General features: G+C 57.5%; 16 protein-coding genes and 1 pseudogene. 5 read left to right on the top strand and 12 right to left on the bottom strand.

Annotation, left to right across the window (positions count from 1 at the left end; genetic code table 11):
• Nucleotides 1–56: 56 nt before the first annotated feature.
• The gene (locus tag M2416_RS03305; protein WP_135184990.1) at nt 57–773 is read left to right on the top strand and encodes a response regulator transcription factor; all 717 of its coding nucleotides are present in this window, start codon (nt 57–59) and stop codon (nt 771–773) included.
• Entirely contained in the window at nt 770–2,242 is a 1,473-nt protein-coding gene (locus M2416_RS03300) for a sensor histidine kinase (protein WP_259222094.1), read from the top strand. Before M2416_RS03305 ends, M2416_RS03300 begins: the two co-directional genes overlap by 4 nt.
• A gap of 75 nt (nt 2,243–2,317) precedes the next feature.
• Here M2416_RS03300 and artJ read toward each other — a convergent pair whose 3' ends face one another.
• From artJ to M2416_RS03270, 6 genes are all read right to left on the bottom strand, one after another.
• A complete protein-coding gene (artJ, locus tag M2416_RS03295) occupies nt 2,318–3,049 on the bottom strand; it encodes an arginine ABC transporter substrate-binding protein ArtJ (RefSeq protein ID WP_241721914.1) in 732 nt (243 codons plus the stop codon).
• 181 nt (nt 3,050–3,230) lie between these two features.
• Nucleotides 3,231–3,899: an arginine ABC transporter permease ArtM gene (artM, locus tag M2416_RS03290; protein WP_076945036.1), complete on the bottom strand. Its 669-nt coding sequence runs from the start codon at nt 3,897–3,899 to the stop codon at nt 3,231–3,233.
• Entirely contained in the window at nt 3,899–4,615 is a 717-nt protein-coding gene (artQ, locus tag M2416_RS03285; protein ID WP_076945037.1) for an arginine ABC transporter permease ArtQ, read from the bottom strand. The genes artM and artQ overlap by 1 nt, the downstream gene beginning before the upstream one ends.
• A gap of 6 nt (nt 4,616–4,621) precedes the next feature.
• Nucleotides 4,622–5,353: an arginine ABC transporter substrate-binding protein ArtI gene (gene artI / locus M2416_RS03280; RefSeq protein ID WP_041147560.1), complete on the bottom strand. Its 732-nt coding sequence runs from the start codon at nt 5,351–5,353 to the stop codon at nt 4,622–4,624.
• Between the two features lie 20 nt (nt 5,354–5,373).
• Complete coding sequence (gene artP, locus M2416_RS03275; protein WP_076945038.1) at nt 5,374–6,102, bottom strand: arginine ABC transporter ATP-binding protein ArtP; 729 nt, start codon at nt 6,100–6,102, stop codon at nt 5,374–5,376.
• Nucleotides 6,103–6,325: 223 nt separating this feature from the next.
• Nucleotides 6,326–6,844 (bottom strand): lipoprotein, encoded by a 519-nt coding sequence (locus tag M2416_RS03270; protein WP_041144761.1) that lies wholly within the window; start codon nt 6,842–6,844, stop codon nt 6,326–6,328.
• Nucleotides 6,845–7,152: 308 nt separating this feature from the next.
• On the opposite strand from M2416_RS03270, the gene M2416_RS03265 reads away from it, so the two are divergent.
• Nucleotides 7,153–8,019, top strand: coding sequence for a hypothetical protein (locus tag M2416_RS03265; RefSeq protein WP_259222086.1), 867 nt, complete (start codon nt 7,153–7,155; stop codon nt 8,017–8,019).
• Between the two features lie 52 nt (nt 8,020–8,071).
• Here the strand turns inward: M2416_RS03265 and M2416_RS03260 are convergent, their stop codons facing one another.
• Together M2416_RS03260 and yahO are read right to left on the bottom strand one after the other, a co-directional pair.
• Nucleotides 8,072–9,259, bottom strand: a complete 1,188-nt coding sequence (locus M2416_RS03260) for an OmpP1/FadL family transporter (RefSeq protein ID WP_076945039.1) — start codon at nt 9,257–9,259, stop codon at nt 8,072–8,074.
• A 305-nt stretch (nt 9,260–9,564) separates the two neighbouring features.
• Nucleotides 9,565–9,837: a DUF1471 family periplasmic protein YahO gene (gene yahO / locus M2416_RS03255; RefSeq protein WP_041147562.1), complete on the bottom strand. Its 273-nt coding sequence runs from the start codon at nt 9,835–9,837 to the stop codon at nt 9,565–9,567.
• A 530-nt stretch (nt 9,838–10,367) separates the two neighbouring features.
• On the opposite strand from yahO, the gene M2416_RS03250 reads away from it, so the two are divergent.
• Nucleotides 10,368–11,198 (top strand): N-acetylmuramoyl-L-alanine amidase, encoded by an 831-nt coding sequence (locus M2416_RS03250; RefSeq protein ID WP_259222082.1) that lies wholly within the window; start codon nt 10,368–10,370, stop codon nt 11,196–11,198.
• Nucleotides 11,199–11,205: 7 nt separating this feature from the next.
• On the opposite strand, the gene M2416_RS03245 is transcribed toward M2416_RS03250, so the two are convergent.
• The 4 genes and pseudogenes from M2416_RS03245 to poxB form a co-directional block, all read right to left on the bottom strand.
• The gene (locus M2416_RS03245) at nt 11,206–12,219 is read right to left on the bottom strand and encodes an NAD-dependent epimerase/dehydratase family protein (protein ID WP_259222080.1); all 1,014 of its coding nucleotides are present in this window, start codon (nt 12,217–12,219) and stop codon (nt 11,206–11,208) included.
• A gap of 96 nt (nt 12,220–12,315) precedes the next feature.
• On the bottom strand, nt 12,316–13,749 hold the full coding sequence (locus tag M2416_RS03240) for an SDR family oxidoreductase (protein ID WP_259222078.1): 1,434 nt from the start codon (nt 13,747–13,749) through the stop codon (nt 12,316–12,318).
• A 10-nt stretch (nt 13,750–13,759) separates the two neighbouring features.
• Nucleotides 13,760–14,761, bottom strand: coding sequence for a low-specificity L-threonine aldolase (ltaE, locus tag M2416_RS03235; RefSeq protein WP_259222076.1), 1,002 nt, complete (start codon nt 14,759–14,761; stop codon nt 13,760–13,762).
• Between the two features lie 116 nt (nt 14,762–14,877).
• Nucleotides 14,878–16,586: pseudogene (gene poxB / locus M2416_RS03230) on the bottom strand (ubiquinone-dependent pyruvate dehydrogenase).
• A 151-nt stretch (nt 16,587–16,737) separates the two neighbouring features.
• Between poxB and M2416_RS03225 the strand changes: the two are divergent.
• Nucleotides 16,738–17,172 carry a DoxX family protein gene (locus tag M2416_RS03225; protein ID WP_259222074.1) on the top strand — a complete coding sequence of 145 codons (435 nt, stop codon included), beginning with the start codon at nt 16,738–16,740 and terminating at the stop codon, nt 17,170–17,172.
• The last annotated feature ends 7 nt before the right edge of the window (nt 17,173–17,179 follow it).

The following is a 17,179-nucleotide window of genomic DNA, read 5'->3' as shown; positions in this document are numbered from 1 at the left end:
GGCCAAAATCGGGTAAGCTTTGCTAATAAGAGCATGATATTAGCGGAGCGACACCGGTGGCGAAGAAAATCCTGTTAGTTGAAGATGACGATGATATTGCCGCCCTGCTGCGCCTGAATTTGCAGGACGAGGGGTATCAGATTGCCCACGTAGCGGACGGCGCAGAGGCCCTGAGGCTGCTGGAAAAAAGCCCCTGGGATGCGGTGATCCTTGACCTGATGCTGCCGAACGTTGACGGCCTGGAGATCTGCCGGCGCATCCGCCAGATGACCCGCTATCTGCCGGTGATCATCATCAGCGCCCGATCCAGCGAAACCCAGCGCGTGCAGGGGCTGGAGATGGGGGCGGATGATTATCTGGCCAAACCCTTCTCCGTTCTGGAGCTTATCGCCCGCGTCAAAGCGGTGTTCCGCCGCCAGGAGGCGATGGGGCTAAATCTGCTGATGGATGCCGGGCGCATCGCCTGCCACGGCCTCAATATCGACCCGCTGTCGCGCGAAGTCAGACTGCGCGGCGAGCCGGTTGATTTGACCCCGCGCGAGTTCGATCTGCTGTACTACTTCGCCCGCCATCCGGGAGAGGTCTTCTCTCGCCTCTCCCTGCTCGACAGCGTCTGGGGCTACCAGCATGAAGGCTACGAGCATACGGTCAATACCCATATCAACCGCCTGCGCAGCAAAATCGAGCACGAGCCGACGGAGCCTGAAATTATCCTCACCGTGTGGGGAAAGGGCTATAAGTTTGCCGTGGAGCGCAAGGAGGTGGGGCAATGATGCGCCGTCTCAGCCTGAGCCAGCGCCTGGCGCTGGTCTTCACCTCGCTGCTGCTGCTGTGCGCGGCGGCGGTGTGCCTCGTTCAGCTCTATACCAGCGCGCAGTACGGTAACGCGATGGTGCAGCGTCTTTCCGCCGGGCTGGCGCAGCAAATTGTCGCCCGCGAGCCGCTGCTGGATGCGCAGGGGCAGGTCGATCGTCAGGCGCTGAAGCCGCTGTTCGATCGGCTGATGGTGTTTAACCCCAGCGTTGAGCTCTATCTGGTTTCTCCCGACGGCGAGCTGTTAGCCGATGCCGCGCCGCCGGGCCATATCAAACGCCAGCGCATCGATCTGGCGCCGGTGCAGGCGTTCCTCTCCGGCGCCGCGTGGCCGGTGTACGGCGACGATCCCCGCAGCCTCGGGCAGCAGAAAGTCTTTAGCGTTGCGCCGCTGCGCCAGGAGGGCCAGCTGCGCGGCTATCTCTATATTATTCTGCAGGGCGAAACCTTTAACGAACTGGCGGCCACGGCCTGGCAGCAGACGCTGTGGAGTCTGCTGCTGTGGACGCTGCTGCTGGTGGCGCTGTTTGGCCTGCTGGCGGGCGGGCTGGCGTGGTTCTGGGTCACGCGCCCGGTGCGTCAGCTGACCGCCCAGGTAGCGATCTCCGGCCCGGACAGCATGGTGGCGATCAAAGCGCTGGCGGCCCAGGCGCCCGACCCGCATCCCGGGAATGAGGTGGCGATCCTGCATAATCGCTTTATTGCGCTGGCCCGCCAGATTGCCGACCAGTGGGATCGTCTGGCCGATAGCGACCGCCAGCGGCGCGAGTTTATCGCCAATATCTCCCACGATCTGCGCACGCCGCTGACCTCGCTGCTGGGCTATCTGGAGACCCTGACGCTGAAGGCTGACCGGCTCAACGCCGAGGATCGCCAGCAGTATCTGAATATCGCGCTGCGCCAGGGCAATAAGGTTCGCCATCTGTCGCAGCAGCTGTTTGAGCTGGCCCGGCTCGAACACGGCGGCATCAAACCGCAGCCGGAGAAATTTATCTTCGCCGAGCTGGTTCAGGACGTCGCGCAGAAATTCGATTTGGCGATTGCGACCCGCGGCATCGGTTTACAGCTGTCGCTGGCCGAGGGATTGCCGCCGGTGGTGGCCGATTTATCGATGATGGAGCGGGTGCTGACCAATTTGCTCGATAACGCCATTCGCCACACGCCGCAAGGAGGAGTGATTCGCCTGACGGCGCGCCAGCAGGCGTCGCAGATAGTGGTTGAGGTGGCGGACAGCGGCCCCGGCGTCGCCAGCGAGCTGCGGGCAACCCTCTTCGAACGGCCTTCGGTACTTGAACCTGGTCAGCGTCGGGAGTCTGCGGGGGGATTGGGGCTGATGATCGTGCGCCGCATGCTGCAGCTGCACGGGGGCGATATTCGCCTGCAGGAGGCGGCGGCAGGGGCCAGCTTCCGCTTTACCCTGCCGCTGTAAGGTTTTCCCGGCCGCGCCGTGCTGGCCGGGCGCCCGCCTCAGGCGCTCACGCCCGGAGTCGGGAAGGGCCCGCGCTTACTCAGGGAACCACTGGCTGCTGATTTTCTGATAGGTGCCGTCCGCTTTAATCGCTTTCAGCGCGCCGTTCAGCTTCTCCAGCAGCGCTTTGTTATCCGGACGAACCGCGATCCCAAGGCCGGTACCGAAGTACTGCGCATCGGTTACTTTCGGCGTGGCGACGCCGAGCTGCGGGTTGGTTTTCAGCCACTCGTTAACCACCGCGGTATCGCCAAATACGCCATCAATACGGCCGTTTTTCAGGTCGATAAACGCATTCTGGTAGCTGTCATAGGCGACGGTTTTCACTTCAGGATGCTTATCCTGCAGGTATTTCTGATGAGTGGTGCCGTTTTCCATGCCGATACGTTTGCCTTTCAGATCGGCAAAGGAGTGGAAGGCGTCTTTTTTGGCGATAACCAGCGCGGAGTTAGCGTAGTACGGGTCGGTAAACGACACCTGCTTGCTGCGCTCCGGAGTAATGTCCATGCCGGAAATCACCGCATCATATTTTTTAAATTTTAGCGCCGGGATCAGGCTGTCGAAGGCGTGGTTGGTAAAAGTACACTCCGCCTGCATCTGTTTGCACAGCGCTTTCGCCAGATCGAGATCGAAGCCAACGATCTGATTATTGGCATCCATGGATTCAAACGGTGGATAGGTAGCGGAAACGCCAAAGCTGATTTTTTCTGCGCCAACGGCGCCAAAAGCGAAAGTGGAAAGCAGTGCAGCCAGAACTAACTTTTTCATCGTCGAACTCCCGTCGGTCAATCTTATGATGTCGTGCCGTGCTTGCGGCCGGGTTTCACAATGCCATTAAATGAATTTATATTCAATAAAGATGTATAAGTATTTTTTATTTATATGAAAAAGGCGGGTAATTCATCAGCATTACCCGCCTTTCTATTTACTAATTATGCATTTCAGAACGTTAGCTTCGACGCTCAAATGCCAGCGCCCTGTGCTCCACCAGACGCATGAGCAGCGTCAGCAGGCCGTTGACGATCAGGTACACGATACCGGCCGCGCCGAAGACCATAACGTCGTAGGTTCGTCCGTACAGCAGCTGGCTGTGGCCCATCACCTCCATCAGCGTAATGGTATAAGCCAGGGAGGTACTCTTGAAGACCAGCACCACCTCGTTGGAGTAGGAGGAGAGGGCGCGCTTAAAGGCGTACGGCAGCAGGATCGCCAGGGTGTCCTTCTTGCTCATCCCCAGCGCGCCGCAGGATTGCCACTGGCCCTCAGGAATGGCGCGTATCGCGCCATAAAAGAGCTGGGTGGTATAGGCGGCGCTGTTGAGCGACAGGGCAATCAGGGCGCACAGCCACGGCTCAGAAATCAGATGCCACAGCACCGGGTACTCCTGCAGCGACGGAAACTGGCCCGGACCGTAGTAAATCAGGAAGATCTGCACCAGCAGCGGCGTACCGGTAAAGAGCGTGATATACCCGCGCACAATCCATACCAGCACCGGCGTTTTCAGCGTCAGGATGATGGTAAAGATCAGCGACAGAATCAGCGCGACGACGATCGAGGCCGCGGTCAGCGTCAGGCTGGTATGCAGCCCTTTGAGCAGTTCTGGTAAGTAGTCGAGCATCAGCCGGGCCTCCGTTCAAAGCGCGTCGCACGCTGGTCAATACGCTTGAGGATGTACTGACTGAGCAGAGTGATCACCAGGTAGATTGCCGCCGCGATGATGTACCAGTTAAACGGCTCCTGGGTGCGGGTGGCAATGCTCTTGGTTTGCAGCATCAGATCGTTAACGCTGATTAAGCTGACCAGAGCGGTATCTTTAAGCAGCACCAGCCACTGGTTGCCGAGCCCCGGCAGGGCGTGACGCCACATTTGCGGCATCACCAGGCGGAAGAAAATCGCGCTTTGCGACAGCCCCAGCGCCTGGCCCGACTCCCACTGTCCCTGCGGCACCGCTTTCAGCGCGCCGCGCAGGGTTTGCGAGGCGTAGGCGGCGTACAGCAGAGAGAGCGCCACCGCGCCGCACAGGAACGGGCTGACGTCGAAGTTCTCAATCTGCATCTGCACCGGGATCTGCGCAAAGCCGAGATTGAGGGTAAAGCCGTCAGAGAGCGTGAGCAGCAGCTGCGACGATCCGAAATAGATAAACAGGACCACCAGAATTTCCGGCAGCCCGCGGAGGATCGTTACCACGCCGGTGGTCAGCCACGCCAGCGGGCGCCATTTGACTGACTCCAGCACGGCAAAAAGCATCGCCAGGGCGAGGCCGATAATCAGCGCGCAGACCGCAAGGCCGACGGTCATCCCGGCGGCGCTTGCTAATGGAAAAAATTCGTTCATTGAGGATTACTTCTGAAACCATTTGCTATAGATGGTCTGGTAAGTCCCATCCTTTTTCACTTTTTCCAGCGCAGCGTTAAATTTCTGCTGCAGCTCGGTATTGCCCTGACGAAGCGCAATGCCAAGGCCGGTACCGAAGTAGTCTTTGTCCGTCACCTTATCGCCCACCGCTGCCAGCTTCGGATTGCTCTTCAGCCATTCGGTGACCACGGCGTTGTCGCCAAATACGGCATCGATGCGGCCGTTTTGCAGATCCAGCTTCGCATTCTGGTAGCTGTCGTACGGAACGGTGGTGATTTCCGGATGCTTGTCGTTAATGAACTTCTGGTGGGTGGTGCCGTTCTGGACGCCGACCTTTTTGCCCTTCAGCTGCTCGATGCTGGTAAATTTGCCCTGCTGGCCCACGAACAGCGCGGAGTTTTCATAGTAAGGGGCGGTAAACAGCACCTGCTTTTCGCGCTCAGGCGTAATGTCCATCCCGGCCATCACCGCGTCGAAGCGGCGGAATTTCAGGCCAGGGATCAGGCTGTCGAAAGCCTGGTTGGTAAAGGTACAGGTGGCATCGATCTCTTTACACAGCGCGTTAGCCAGATCGACGTCGAAGCCGACGATTTTGTTGTTGGCGTCGGTCGTTTCAAACGGAGGATAGGACGCCTCGGTGGCAAAACGGATGGTCTGGGCTGCGGTAGCAGAAAGGCTCATGCTGGCCAGAAGCGCGGCAATCAGTACTTTTTTCATCGTCATTTCCCCGAAAAACATCAATGTGAAAGATAGTTTTTAAACGCGTCGGTCTGCGGATGCGCGAAGCAGTCAGCATTCCCTTGTTCAACGATATGGCCATTTTCCATATACACCACGCGGCTGGCCGTTTTACGCGCCACTTCCACTTCGTGGGTGACGATGACCTGCGTAATGCCGGTACCCGCCAGCTCGCGGATAATGCTGACGATCTGGGCGGTAATTTCCGGATCGAGCGCCGCCGTTGGCTCATCAAACAGCAGCACCTGCGGCTCCATCATCAACGCCCGCGCAATGGCGACGCGCTGCTGCTGGCCGCCGGAAAGGTGCAGTGGATAGCGGTCGCTGTAGGGTTTCAGGCGCAAACGTTCCAGCAGCTTATCGGCGCGGGCCAGAGCGCTATCTTTGCTGAGACCCAGCACGCGGCAGGGAGCTTCAATCAGGTTTTGCTGCACGGTCAGGTGCGGCCACAGATTGTACTGCTGGAAAACCATACCGACGTTCTGGCGCAGCTCACGGATGGCTTTGTCAGACGGCGCTTTGGTAAAGTCGAAGTGGTTACCGGCGATATGTAGCGTACCGGAACGCGGCATCTCCAGCAGGTTGAGTACGCGAAGCAGCGAGCTTTTCCCGGCGCCGCTTGGGCCGAGCAGCACCAGCGTTTCCCCCTGCGGGCAATCCAGCGTGATGTCGAACAGCGCCTGGTGCGCGCCGTAGAAGCAGTTAATGCCGTTTAGTTTAATACTCATCTGGGCAGTCTGATACGAATAGCTATTGAGGCCGCAAATACTACCTTTGACAGAATAGTTATGCAATATTTATGCGTTAAAAGTTAAATGTAACCCGCATTTACCTCTAAACTTAGCACAAAATATGGGTTCGTGGGGGAGGCGGGAGCAAATGTCGGCATTACCGCATGAAATACCGACATTTTACCGGGGTTATCGGTTTTGTAGAGCAGGTTCAGCGCCCTTATCCGCGTTTTTCGAGACTCTGTTGCAGTGAACCCGCCGGCGCGTGGGCGTTAATGCCGAGGTAGCGAACGTCATCTACCGCCCAGCACTGGCCTTCCTGAATCATCAGCACCTCATCTTTCCAGATTTTGCTGCCCTGCCTGAACTCAACGCGCAGCGGAATATTGCGCGCATCGCTGTTCGGGATGGTGGAGGCGCTGGCGACATCCGCGCTATCGGCCGGGGTGGCCGAGCTGGAGAACGGGTTGGACTGCAGCACGGCGTTGCGGGAAGGATCCTGGCGCGCGTCGTTGAGCAGCTTCGCCAGATCGTCGCTCAGGTAGGGACGCAGCGCCGTCAGGTCACTATTGCGGTGCTGGATCTGATAATCATAAAATTTCTGCGCAACCGCGTCCGGGCCGCCTTCGATGCAGGGACCGCTGCGGGTGCCGTTATCTTTATAGGCCGGCGTGACGGTGGTACAGGCGCTAAGTACCAGCGCGCAGGGGATAATAAAGGCCATGATTTTGTAGCGCATGATGATTTCCTTATAAGCTCACTACGTTATTAGTTGCTGTTCAAGCATAGCGCACTGGCTCCAGAATGCGCTTGACTCTAAGAGCTAAGCTATTAAGTTATCGCCGTTATCCGACTGCATTAATGCATCTGGCTCAGCGCGAGCGCTATTTTCTGGTGCCAGAACGCAGCTTTTATATTGATAAATGCCGCTTTGTAAAACCTGTTCTTAGCTAAAAATAAACCACCGATCGGGCTTAATGCTAAAAGATTGAGTCAATCTCAGGCTATATTTATAGCCAGTATTAACCTACCTCGACGGAATATATTATGTTAAGAAAAACGCTGGCCAGCCTGAAGGCCAGGATCTGGGCCGCGCATTTACCAAAGCTGGTGGCCAAAAATGAACGCGGCGGCGATCCTTACGATTATTACGCGGTCTATTTTGCCGACGTTGAGCGTAACCGCTATCAGTTAACGGGTTTTAACGGCAGCGATGTCAGCATGCGCTGTTTAAATCCAACTGGGGCCGCTGCCAATAGCGATATTGCTTTCCCTGTCGCCCGCCTGGCCGCAATGGAGAGTGAGATTGTTAGCTATAAAAAATATGGCAAGATAACCTTCACAAACGTTTTTGGCTATTTTGTTAACTGCTACCTACCTATTTTTAATATAAAAACAGCCCTCTTAAGGGGTAAGGCTGCGGTGGTGTCCGCTTTTTTCCGCGAGCGCGAGGTGAGGAGCCAGGACCGTATTTACCTGCTCGGCCTGATCGTTAACGAGTTTGTGCATCAGCGGCCTTCAAGGCTCTCATCCGGGATTACGGTCGATGAAGTTATCGATATTTTATACGGCAAGCTGTGGTATCAGCATATTCGCAACGAGCAGTTTCGCCGGAAGGTGACGTTGTTAATGGCGTCGCTGGTTTTTTCCGGCGAGCTGGCGGTAGATAATAACGTATATAGGGTCCAGGGAAACGCCATTGCCACCCTGGTCGAGCATGAGAAGGATGAGCGCCGGGCGAAGCAGCAGGATAAAATTCAGCGTAATATGGTGCGCCTGATGTTGATCATTACCGCTGCGACGGTACTGATTACGCTGGCACTGCTGGGGCTGGCGGGAGTGATTGATTTACATAAAATCTGGCAGGATATTCTGCAGATTAAACCGGTAAGATTTCTATTCAAACTGATTTAAGTCCATGAAAATATTGCCCGATGCGCGATGGAGCAGCGGGCGATATTCGCTATCAGAACTGGTAGCTGTAGTTGACGCTGGCGAACCACAGGTACGGATGATCGTAATCCCCGGCGATAATTTCCGGCGATTTCACGTGCGACGACTGCATGTGCAGGTAGGAGACCGCGACGCCGATATTGCTTGCCGGCGTAATTTGATACTGCGCGCCGGTGGCAAAGCGCCATTCGTCGCCGGTCGGAAGAGTGAGCGCCACGTCGCTCTGCGAGTCGTATACCGTGCTATCGAAACCTACCCCGGCGTTCAAACGCCACTGCTCGGTCGGCCGGTACTGGACGCCCACCGCGGTATGCCAGGAGTCCTTCAGGCGGTTTTGTTTGTCGCTCTCCTTGCCGGCAACGGTGATTTGCGGGCTACCGAACTGGCTCCAGTCCTGCCAGCCTAAATCCCCCATCACCGACCACTGCTTGTTGATGTCGTGCACAAGGCTCAGCATGATCTGCTGCGGTGCGCGAACCTGGGCTGAAATCGGCAGGTCGTACTCGGTATTCGGCAGATTGGGTAAGCGGGCCTTACCGTCAATATTGAAGTTGTAGTCCGTCTTGCTGGTCCAGGTGATACCGGCGCGGGTTTGCTCCGTCAGCTGCATCAGCAGACCCAGGCGATAGCTCATGGCCCAGTCGTGATCTTTGTCCTTTTGGTCGGTTCCATCAACGCTGCGGGTCAGGGAAAGGAAGCCGTAGTTAAGGTTAGCGGACGCGCCAATGGAGAGACGGTCGTTGAGCTTATAGGCCAGCGACGGGCTCAGCGTCATCGCGACCATGGTGCTTTTCTTGATCAGCCGATCGCCCGCCCAGTTGCCAAAATCGATCCCTAAGCCGTAGTTGCCGTAGAGACCAATGCCGGCGTAAAGGTCGTCATTGATTTTTTGCGTATAGAAGCCGCTGGCGTTAGGAAATACGTTCATCACGTTGCCGGGGCTGCTTCTGCCGTTCTCATCCTTAAGCTGATACGAGATATCCCCGCCCATCGCCTGCATCCCGCCGGTGAACATATGGTCCGGCAGGCGGGTCATTCCTGCGGGGTTAGTCACGATCGTTGACGCATCCTGCGCCCTCGCGGCCTGGCCCGCGCCGGCAAGGCCGACATCTTCGGTACCTATTTCATAAAAATAGAGCGCGCTTGCCTGTGAAAGACCGGAATAGAGGAGCCCAGAGATAATTAACGCGATTTTTTTCATTTTCTACCTGCAATGTTTAAAATTGAGTCTCATTTTTATACCCCAGAAGTATAGACAGCATTGACTCACCGGCAGGGGCTTATGCGTTTAAACATGAGTTTGCTGGAAAACATAAAGACGCTGGCGCAGCGATTGACTTTCTGCGTGACGTTTGAGCGTTTGATTCGGGGACGTTGCGGGTATTTGATGACAGAATGCGATAGCGGTAAATAGTCATGCTATCTAAAAATAAATATTGCTCGCGCGGTTCTGGATGGGAAACATTATCATCTGACGATGATAATGTTTCTTTCGAAAAGAATTAATTACTTCTTCTTATAGATATTGGCGCTGACGTGCAGCTTTTTATCAGTATTGCCGGAGGACAGAACGATAACGTCTGCGCCTTTTTCATCGGCTTTCTTAATCAGCTCAGCACGCGCATCGCTTGGTGCGGTCTGGCCGGTAGAAGAGATCGTACCGACTTTCTGATACTGAGTCTCAACCTTGGCAAAATCTTCTTTAGATAAGATTTCTGCGGAGAAGGCGTTTGCGGTCAAAAACAATGCTGCACCTGCCACTAAAGCTGCATATTTCATATTTTTAAACTCCATTGTTTATCTTGCTATCATCATGCTCTTATTTTAACTACTCATGAGCGAACTCAGATTGAATCAAATAAGAAAAAATTTCAAGCAAAATACTACAAAACCATGACCGCTAACTCGCGAATTCGTAAGGAAAAGATGAACCCGGCTTCGTTGCAGGCGGCGACCTGCATGATGCCTGTGGTTGAGCATCGTCTTATCATCATTTTATAACTGTCGTTAGTATAAATTTATCTTATATAAAATGGTCGTTCCGATCGTTGAATCACCCCTGGCAGACAGCGCCGAGCTTATCGTTTATCATAAAACAGGTTGTTATTAACGCCGCCGCAAATGGGAAAACGTATTTGTTGCCGTCCGTAATTATTATAATTTCGTGTTAACGGTTGCACCTTTTACTGAATGCGGGAGAGATGTGAGCGCTTTGCCCCGCCTTATGTCGCAACGCTCAGGCTCTCTTAGGCCAAAAGGAAGGATTTTGTGATGGTATGTTTCACCGCACGCGCCGGGAGGGCCTCCCGATGAAGCTCAGGGGAGTGATGGTTCTCGTTGCGCTGCTGTTGGCCGGCTGCGCAACGGAAAAGGGGATTATCGATCGTGACGGCTATCAGCTGGATACCCGCCATCCGGCGCAGGCCGCCTACCCGCGGGTGAAGGTGCTGGTCATTCACTATACCGCCGATGATTTTGACGTCTCGCTGGCGACCTTGACCGACAACCAGGTGAGCTCCCACTACCTGATCCCTGAACGACCGCCGCTGCACCGCGGTAAGCCGCGCATCTGGCAGCTGGTGCCGGAAGAGGATTTGGCCTGGCATGCGGGGATTAGCTTCTGGCGCGGCAGTACGCGCATTAACGACACCTCTATCGGCATTGAGCTGGAAAACCGCGGCTGGCAGAAAGCGGCGGGGGTAAAAAGCTTTACGCCGTTTAGCCCGGCGCAGATTGATGCCCTGATCCCCCTGGCGAAGGATATTATCGCCCGCTACCACATTGCGCCGCAAAACGTGGTGGCTCATGCCGATATTGCGCCACAGCGTAAGGACGATCCCGGGCCGCTATTCCCCTGGCGCCAGCTGGCCGAACAGGGCATTGGCGCCTGGCCGGATGAAGATCGGGTCGCGTTTTATCTCAACGGTCGCCCGACCTGGCAGCCGGTCGATAGCGCAGAGTTGCTGGATTTACTCGCCCGTTACGGCTATCAGGTGACGCCGGAGATGACGCCAGCGCAGCAGAAACGGGTGATGATGGCCTTTCAGATGCATTTCCGGCCGGCGCGCTGGGACGGCGTCGCCGATGCGGAAACCCAGGCCATCGCCGAAGCGCTGCTGGAGAAATACGGCCAGGGTTAATTTGGCGCTAGAGGTGCAGCTTGCCGTGATCTTTCAGCCAGGCCGCGGTGCGGATAATTCCCTCATCCAGCGTCACTACCGGGCGGTAGCCCAGCTCTTCCTCAGCGCGGGAAATATCAAGGGTAAAATCAAAGTTCAGCTTGGAGACGCCGTAGTGGGTAAAGGCCGGCTCCTTGGCTGACTTATTGCCAAAATGCTCCATGCTGCGGGCGATGATATCCAGCATCGGATAGGGGACCGAGCGAATACGGCACTTTATTCCCAGCTCATCAATCAGCTTTTGCACGATGCTGCGCAGGGTGCGCGGTTCACCGTTGGTGATATTCCACGCCCGGGCGGAAGGCAGGTGGTCGCACTGCGGCTGGCTGGCAAGCCACATCGCGTGCACCGCATTCTCATAGTAGGTCATATCAACCAGCGCGCGGCCGCCGCGGGGCAGCATTACGCTGCCGTAGTGCTGCATCATCTGCGCGAGGCGGGGGATGAACACTTTGTCGTGGGCGCCGAACAGACCCTGCGGGCGCAGGATGGCAAAGCGGGTATTGGGGTTCGCCTGGGCCAGCAGATTAATCACCTCTTCGCTCGCCGCCTTGCTGCGGGCAAATTCGTTGGCAAAGCGGTGCGGGCGAAAATCTTCCTGTACGTCGCGATGGTGGTGATAATCAAAATAGAGCGAAGGAGAGGAGATATGAACGAAGTTGCGTACGCCCCAGGCCACGGCCCATTCGCCAAGGCGACGGGTGGCGCGGACGTTGGCTAAATCGAAGGCCTGCTGCGTGCCCCACGGCGAGGTAAAACTTGAGCAGTGCCATAGGGTATCGATACCGGCAAGCATCACCTTGGCCTGGGATGAAACCAGTTCGGTTAAATCTGCAGGGACAAATTCGGCGCCCATTTTGCTCAGAAGCTTGCCCATCGCTTCGTTTCGCCCGGTCGCTCTGACGCTGATGCCTTTGTTACGCAGATATTCCACCGCGTTGCGGCCTAACCCGCTGGTCGCACCGGTAACCAGTACCTTCATATCAACCTACTGTCCCAGAAAAGAATTTCGTGCGCATTTTTCCGTGATTCTCCTCACGATGCAATGAGAATGATAGCAGAATGACGTAGATACTTCCTATTTGCCTGTGATTTGCTCTGCCAGCCGGACAATACGTCGCGCCATGCCGCGAAAGATAAACAGATGGGCGGGGATCATCAGCAGCCAGTAGAACAGCCCCGGCATACCGTGAGGGTGCCACCAGGCCCGGACGTCGAGCTCGCGGTGGTCGCCTTTATCGCTGAGGGTCAAGCTCAGGCGCCCCAGGCCGGGCGCCTTCATGCCAAAGAGTAAGGTGAGCTGCTTTTCCGGTTCGACAATAATCACCTTCCAGCTGTCAACCGCGTCGCCGGTCTGCAGAAGGTCGCGCGACGGTCGGCCTTTCGCCAGGCGATGGCCTACCAGCAGGTCCATGGCGCCGCGAATTTTCCACAGCGCGTTGCCGAAGAAGTAGCCCTCTTTGCCGCCGATCTGGTTGACGACCTGCCAGATTGCCGCCGCGCTGGCGGTGGTGCTAACCGTGCAGCCGGCCTGCTTAGGGTAGTAGCCGTACTCCGGCCGCCAGCGGGCGAAGGCCTGCGCGTCGTAGCCCCAGTCGCTGGAGTTCACGAGCTGCTCCTCTTCTTTAAGCGTGCGGCGTACCGCTTCGTCAAAGGAGATCAGCGGCTGGGGGATCAGCGCCCGTAGCGCGCGATCGTCGGCGATCAGATCGTGCTTCAGCCCCTGAATCAGCGCCTTGGCGATGGTCGGCGGAACCGAAGTAATCACGTTGAGGAACCACACCGAAATCCAGCGGGTGGGAAAAGGGATCGGGATCAGCAGGCGATGCTTGCCGCTGACCGCCATAAAGTGGGTGAACTGCTGCTGGTAGCTTAAAACATCCGGCCCGGCGGCTTCGAAGACGCGATGTTCCGCGCACGGATGGTTGAGCAGCTGCACCAGATAATAGAGCAGGTTTTCAAGATCGATAGGCGTGGTGCGCGAGCGCACCCAGCGCGGCGGTGTTAAAACCGGCAGGTTGTAGACCATGTCGCGCATCACCTCGAACGCGGCGGAGCCGGCGCCCACGATGATGCCCGCCCGCAGCTCGGTGACCGGCACGCCGGACTCGCGCAGAACGTCGGCGGTGACCTGCCTGGCGCGCAGGTGGTCAGACTGTTCCGCCGCCGGTACCTGCAGCGAGCTGAGAAATATCAGCTGCTTTACCGGCGTCGCGCGCAGGGCGTCGCGCACGTTTTGCGCCACCTCGCGCTCGTGCCGAATAAAGTCGCCGCCTTCGCCCATGCCGTGCACCAGATAGTAAACGGTGTCCGCCTGCGCCAGCAGGGCAGAAAGCCCCTGCGGCCGGGTGAGGTCGATGGCATGGCAGCTCACTCCCGGGAGATTGCGTTTTTTTAGCCGCTCGATATGGCGCGCCGCCGCCAGCACGCAATAGCCCCGATCGCTCAATGCCTGCACCAGATGCTGGCCGATATAGCCGCTGGCGCCGAGCACCAGAATTCGTTGCGACACGCCTGACTCCTTAGCGGTTCAAAAATTCCTGCCAGTGGCCAACCACTTCCGCCAGCTGTTGACGATTGACGTCGATATGGGTGACCAGACGGACAACCGGCGAGGCGTTGATCAGCACGCCGCGCTGCTGCATAAACGCGCCCAGCGCCTGGGCCTGCTCTTCGCCAACGCGGATGAACAGCATATTGGTGTCGTTGCGGGTGACGTCTGCGCCGATGGCGCGCAGCTCCCCGGCCATCCACGCGGCGTTGTCGTGGTCCTCCTGCAGGCGCGCGACGTTATTTTGCAGAGCGTACAGGCCCGCAGCCGCCAGAATTCCGGCCTGGCGCATGCCGCCGCCGACCATTTTACGCCAGCGGGTGGCGCGGTGAATGTAGTCGTGGCTGCCGACCAGCAGCGAGCCTACCGGCGTTCCCAGACCTTTAGAGAGGCAGATGGTGAAGGAGTCGCAGTATTGGGCGATATCGCGCAGCTCGCAGCCGTACTCCACCACCGCGTTAAAGATGCGCGCGCCGTCGACGTGCAGCGCCAGGCCGCGTTCGCGGGTAAACTCCCACGCCTGTTTGAGGTATTCGCGCGGCAGCACCTTGCCGTTATGGGTATTTTCGAGGCTCAGCAGGCGAGTGGGGGCAAAATGGACATCGTCAGGCTTAATCTTTGCCGCGACCTTATCCAGCGGCAGGGTGCCGTCAGCCGCCGCGTCGATGGGCTGCGGCTGAATGCTGCCGAGCACCGCCGCGCCGCCGGCTTCGTACAGATAGTTATGCGCGCCCTGGCCGACGATATACTCTTCGCCGCGCTGGCAGTGGCTCAGCAGGCCCACCAGGTTCGCCTGGGTGCCGGACGGCAGGAACAGCGCCGCCTCTTTGCCGGCCAGCTCTGCGGCGTAGCGCTGGAGCGCGTTAACGGTCGGGTCGTCGCCATAAACGTCGTCGCCGACCGGGGCTGACATCATGGCATCCAGCATGGCGCGCCCCGGACGGGTTACGGTATCACTGCGGAGATCTATCACGGCATTTCCTTGTTAGTGTTTCATCCTTCACGCTGTATCCGCGTTAGCCGCATAAACCACCCCAGCGGGGCCTTCGATGCATCATGAATGATGTTGTGTGGGCTCAAAAGGATGTTTTACCTGAGCCAGTTGGTTTTCGCCAGTTCGATAACTTCATCTCCGCGTCCGCTGATGATGGCGCGCAGCATATACAGGCTGAAACCCTTGGCCTGATCCAGCTTGATTTGCGGCGGGATCGCCAGCTCTTCCTTAGCGACCACCACGTCGACCAGCACCGGGCCGTCGGTGCTAAACGCGGTTTGCAGCGCCTCGTCAACCTCAGAGGCTTTTTCGACGCGAATGCCTTTAATGCCGCAGGCTTCGGCAATGCGGGCGAAATTGGTGTCGTGCAGCTCGGTGCCGTCGGTCAGATAGCCCCCGGCCTTCATCTCCATTGCGACAAATCCCAGCACGCTGTTATTAAAGATCACGATTTTTACCGGCAGCTTCATCTGCGCCAGCGAGAGGAAGTCGCCCATCAGCATGCTGAAGCCGCCGTCGCCGCACATCGCCACCACCTGACGCTCCGGCGCCGTTGCCTTCGCGCCAATCGCTTGCGGCATGGCGTTGGCCATTGAGCCGTGGTTAAACGAGCCGATCAGCCGGCGCCTGCCGTTCATCTTCAGATAGCGGGCGGCCCAGACGGTTGGCGTACCGACATCGCAGGTGAAAATGGCATCGTCAGCGGCGAAGCGGCTAATCTGCTGCGCCAGGTACTGGGGGTGAATGGCCTTATCGCTGGGCTTGGCCAGATCGTCGAGCCCCTTACGCGCCTCGCGGTAGTGCTCAAGCGCTTTGTCGAGGAAGCGGCGATCCGTCTTCTCTTCCAGATGCGGCAGCAGCGCTTTTAGGGTCGATTTGATATCGCCGATCAGCGCCATATCGACTTTGCTGTGCGCGCCGATGCTGCCGGGATTGATATCAATCTGAATGATTTTCGCGCTGCTGGGATAGAAGGGCCGGTAGGGGAACTGGGTGCCGAGAAGCACCAGGGTGTCGGCGTTCATCATGGTGTGGAAGCCGGACGAGAAGCCGATCAGCCCGGTCATTCCGACATCATAAGGGTTGTCGTACTCAACGTGCTCCTTGCCGCGCAGGGCATGGACGATGGGCACCTTGAGCTTAGCGGCGAACGCGACCAGCTTCCGGCACAGCCGCTGCCGCACATCAGGGCAATGTTGCTGGAGTAGCGCAGCAGCTGCGCCAGGCGAGCGATCTCTTCCGCCGGCGGCGTCACTTCCGGCAGCGGGGCGGAGTACCAGTGGCTGCTGGCGCCTTCCGGGGCCGCCTTCAGAGCCACGTCTCCCGGCAGCACCACCACCGAAACGCCGCGGTTGAGGACCGCTTTGCGCATGGCGATGGCCAGCACCTGCGGGATCTGTTCCGGGGTGGAGACCAGCTCACAATAGTGGCTGCATTCGCGGAACAGCTCCTGCGGATGGGTTTCCTGAAAATAGCCGCTGCCGATTTCGCTGGAGGGAATGTGGGCAGCGATGGCCAGCACCGGAACGTGGTTGCGGTGACAGTCAAAAAGGCCGTTGATCAGATGAAGATTGCCCGGGCCGCAGGAGCCCGCGCAGACCGCCAGCTCGCCGGTAAGCTGGGCTTCGGCGCCGGCGGCAAACGCGGCAACTTCTTCATGGCGCGTCGGCATCCATGCAATGGTGCCCATGCGGTTCAGGCTGTCGCTCAATCCGTTGAGTGAATCGCCGGTGACGCCCCAGATGCGCTTCACGCCGGCCTGTTCAAGAGTTTTCGCTACGTATGCGGCCACGGTCTGTTTCATGGTTCTCCATCTCCTTTATGTGATAACGCTTACAAGCTTAGATGAAACTCATCGTTACGCCCGCATCTCCCTCCCATTTTCAGCTGGTATTCTTGTGCGAAAATTGCGCATAATCTGTAACCACTAAAGGGGTAAACAGGAATCATTTCAAATGGTTAAATCACTGTTAAATGCTGTTAATAAAATGCTAGCTCACGACGATTTTGGCAAACTCTTGTTACGACTTGCCGTGGGCGGGCTGATGCTATTCCACGGGCTGCATAAGCTGTTTGACGGCGTCGCGGGGATTGGCGGGATGCTGGTGGCGAAAGGGGTACCGGGCTTTATTGCCTATGGCGTGCTGGTGGGCGAGGTGCTGGCGCCGTGCCTGCTGATTCTGGGGATCCTCACCCGACCGGCGGCGCTGGTGCTGGCGTTTACCATGGTGGTGGCGTGGCTGATGGTCGGTACGGGAGAAACCTGGCAGCTGGATAAAACCGGCGCCTGGGCGATTGAGAGCCTGGTCTACTTCTTTATTGGCGCGCTGGCGATTGCCTTTATGGGCGCCGGCCGCTATTCGCTGGTAAAAGACCCAGCGTGGAAATAAAAAAAGC

The sequence above is a fragment of the Klebsiella sp. BIGb0132 genome (assembly GCF_024810075.1).
GTDB lineage: Bacteria > Pseudomonadota > Gammaproteobacteria > Enterobacterales > Enterobacteriaceae > Klebsiella > Klebsiella terrigena.
The sequence above is the reverse complement of the archived record's forward strand: the minus strand, read 5'-3'. Positions and strand labels throughout refer to the sequence as shown.

Excerpts from the sequence above, each read along its gene's own strand:
- M2416_RS03300 (WP_259222094.1), top strand. The coding sequence starts at position 770 with ATGATGCGCCGTCTCAGCCTGAGCCAGCGCCTGGCGCTGGTCTTCACC.
- artJ (WP_241721914.1), bottom strand. The coding sequence starts at position 3,049 with ATGAAAAAGTTAGTTCTGGCTGCACTGCTTTCCACTTTCGCTTTTGGC.
- artM (WP_076945036.1), bottom strand. The coding sequence starts at position 3,899 with ATGCTCGACTACTTACCAGAACTGCTCAAAGGGCTGCATACCAGCCTG.
- artQ (WP_076945037.1), bottom strand. The coding sequence starts at position 4,615 with ATGAACGAATTTTTTCCATTAGCAAGCGCCGCCGGGATGACCGTCGGC.
- artI (WP_041147560.1), bottom strand. The coding sequence starts at position 5,353 with ATGAAAAAAGTACTGATTGCCGCGCTTCTGGCCAGCATGAGCCTTTCT.
- artP (WP_076945038.1), bottom strand. The coding sequence starts at position 6,102 with ATGAGTATTAAACTAAACGGCATTAACTGCTTCTACGGCGCGCACCAG.
- M2416_RS03270 (WP_041144761.1), bottom strand. The coding sequence starts at position 6,844 with ATGCGCTACAAAATCATGGCCTTTATTATCCCCTGCGCGCTGGTACTT.
- M2416_RS03265 (WP_259222086.1), top strand. The coding sequence starts at position 7,153 with ATGTTAAGAAAAACGCTGGCCAGCCTGAAGGCCAGGATCTGGGCCGCG.
- M2416_RS03260 (WP_076945039.1), bottom strand. The coding sequence starts at position 9,259 with ATGAAAAAAATCGCGTTAATTATCTCTGGGCTCCTCTATTCCGGTCTT.
- yahO (WP_041147562.1), bottom strand. The coding sequence starts at position 9,837 with ATGAAATATGCAGCTTTAGTGGCAGGTGCAGCATTGTTTTTGACCGCA.
- M2416_RS03250 (WP_259222082.1), top strand. The coding sequence starts at position 10,368 with ATGAAGCTCAGGGGAGTGATGGTTCTCGTTGCGCTGCTGTTGGCCGGC.
- M2416_RS03245 (WP_259222080.1), bottom strand. The coding sequence starts at position 12,219 with ATGAAGGTACTGGTTACCGGTGCGACCAGCGGGTTAGGCCGCAACGCG.
- M2416_RS03225 (WP_259222074.1), top strand. The coding sequence starts at position 16,738 with ATGGTTAAATCACTGTTAAATGCTGTTAATAAAATGCTAGCTCACGAC.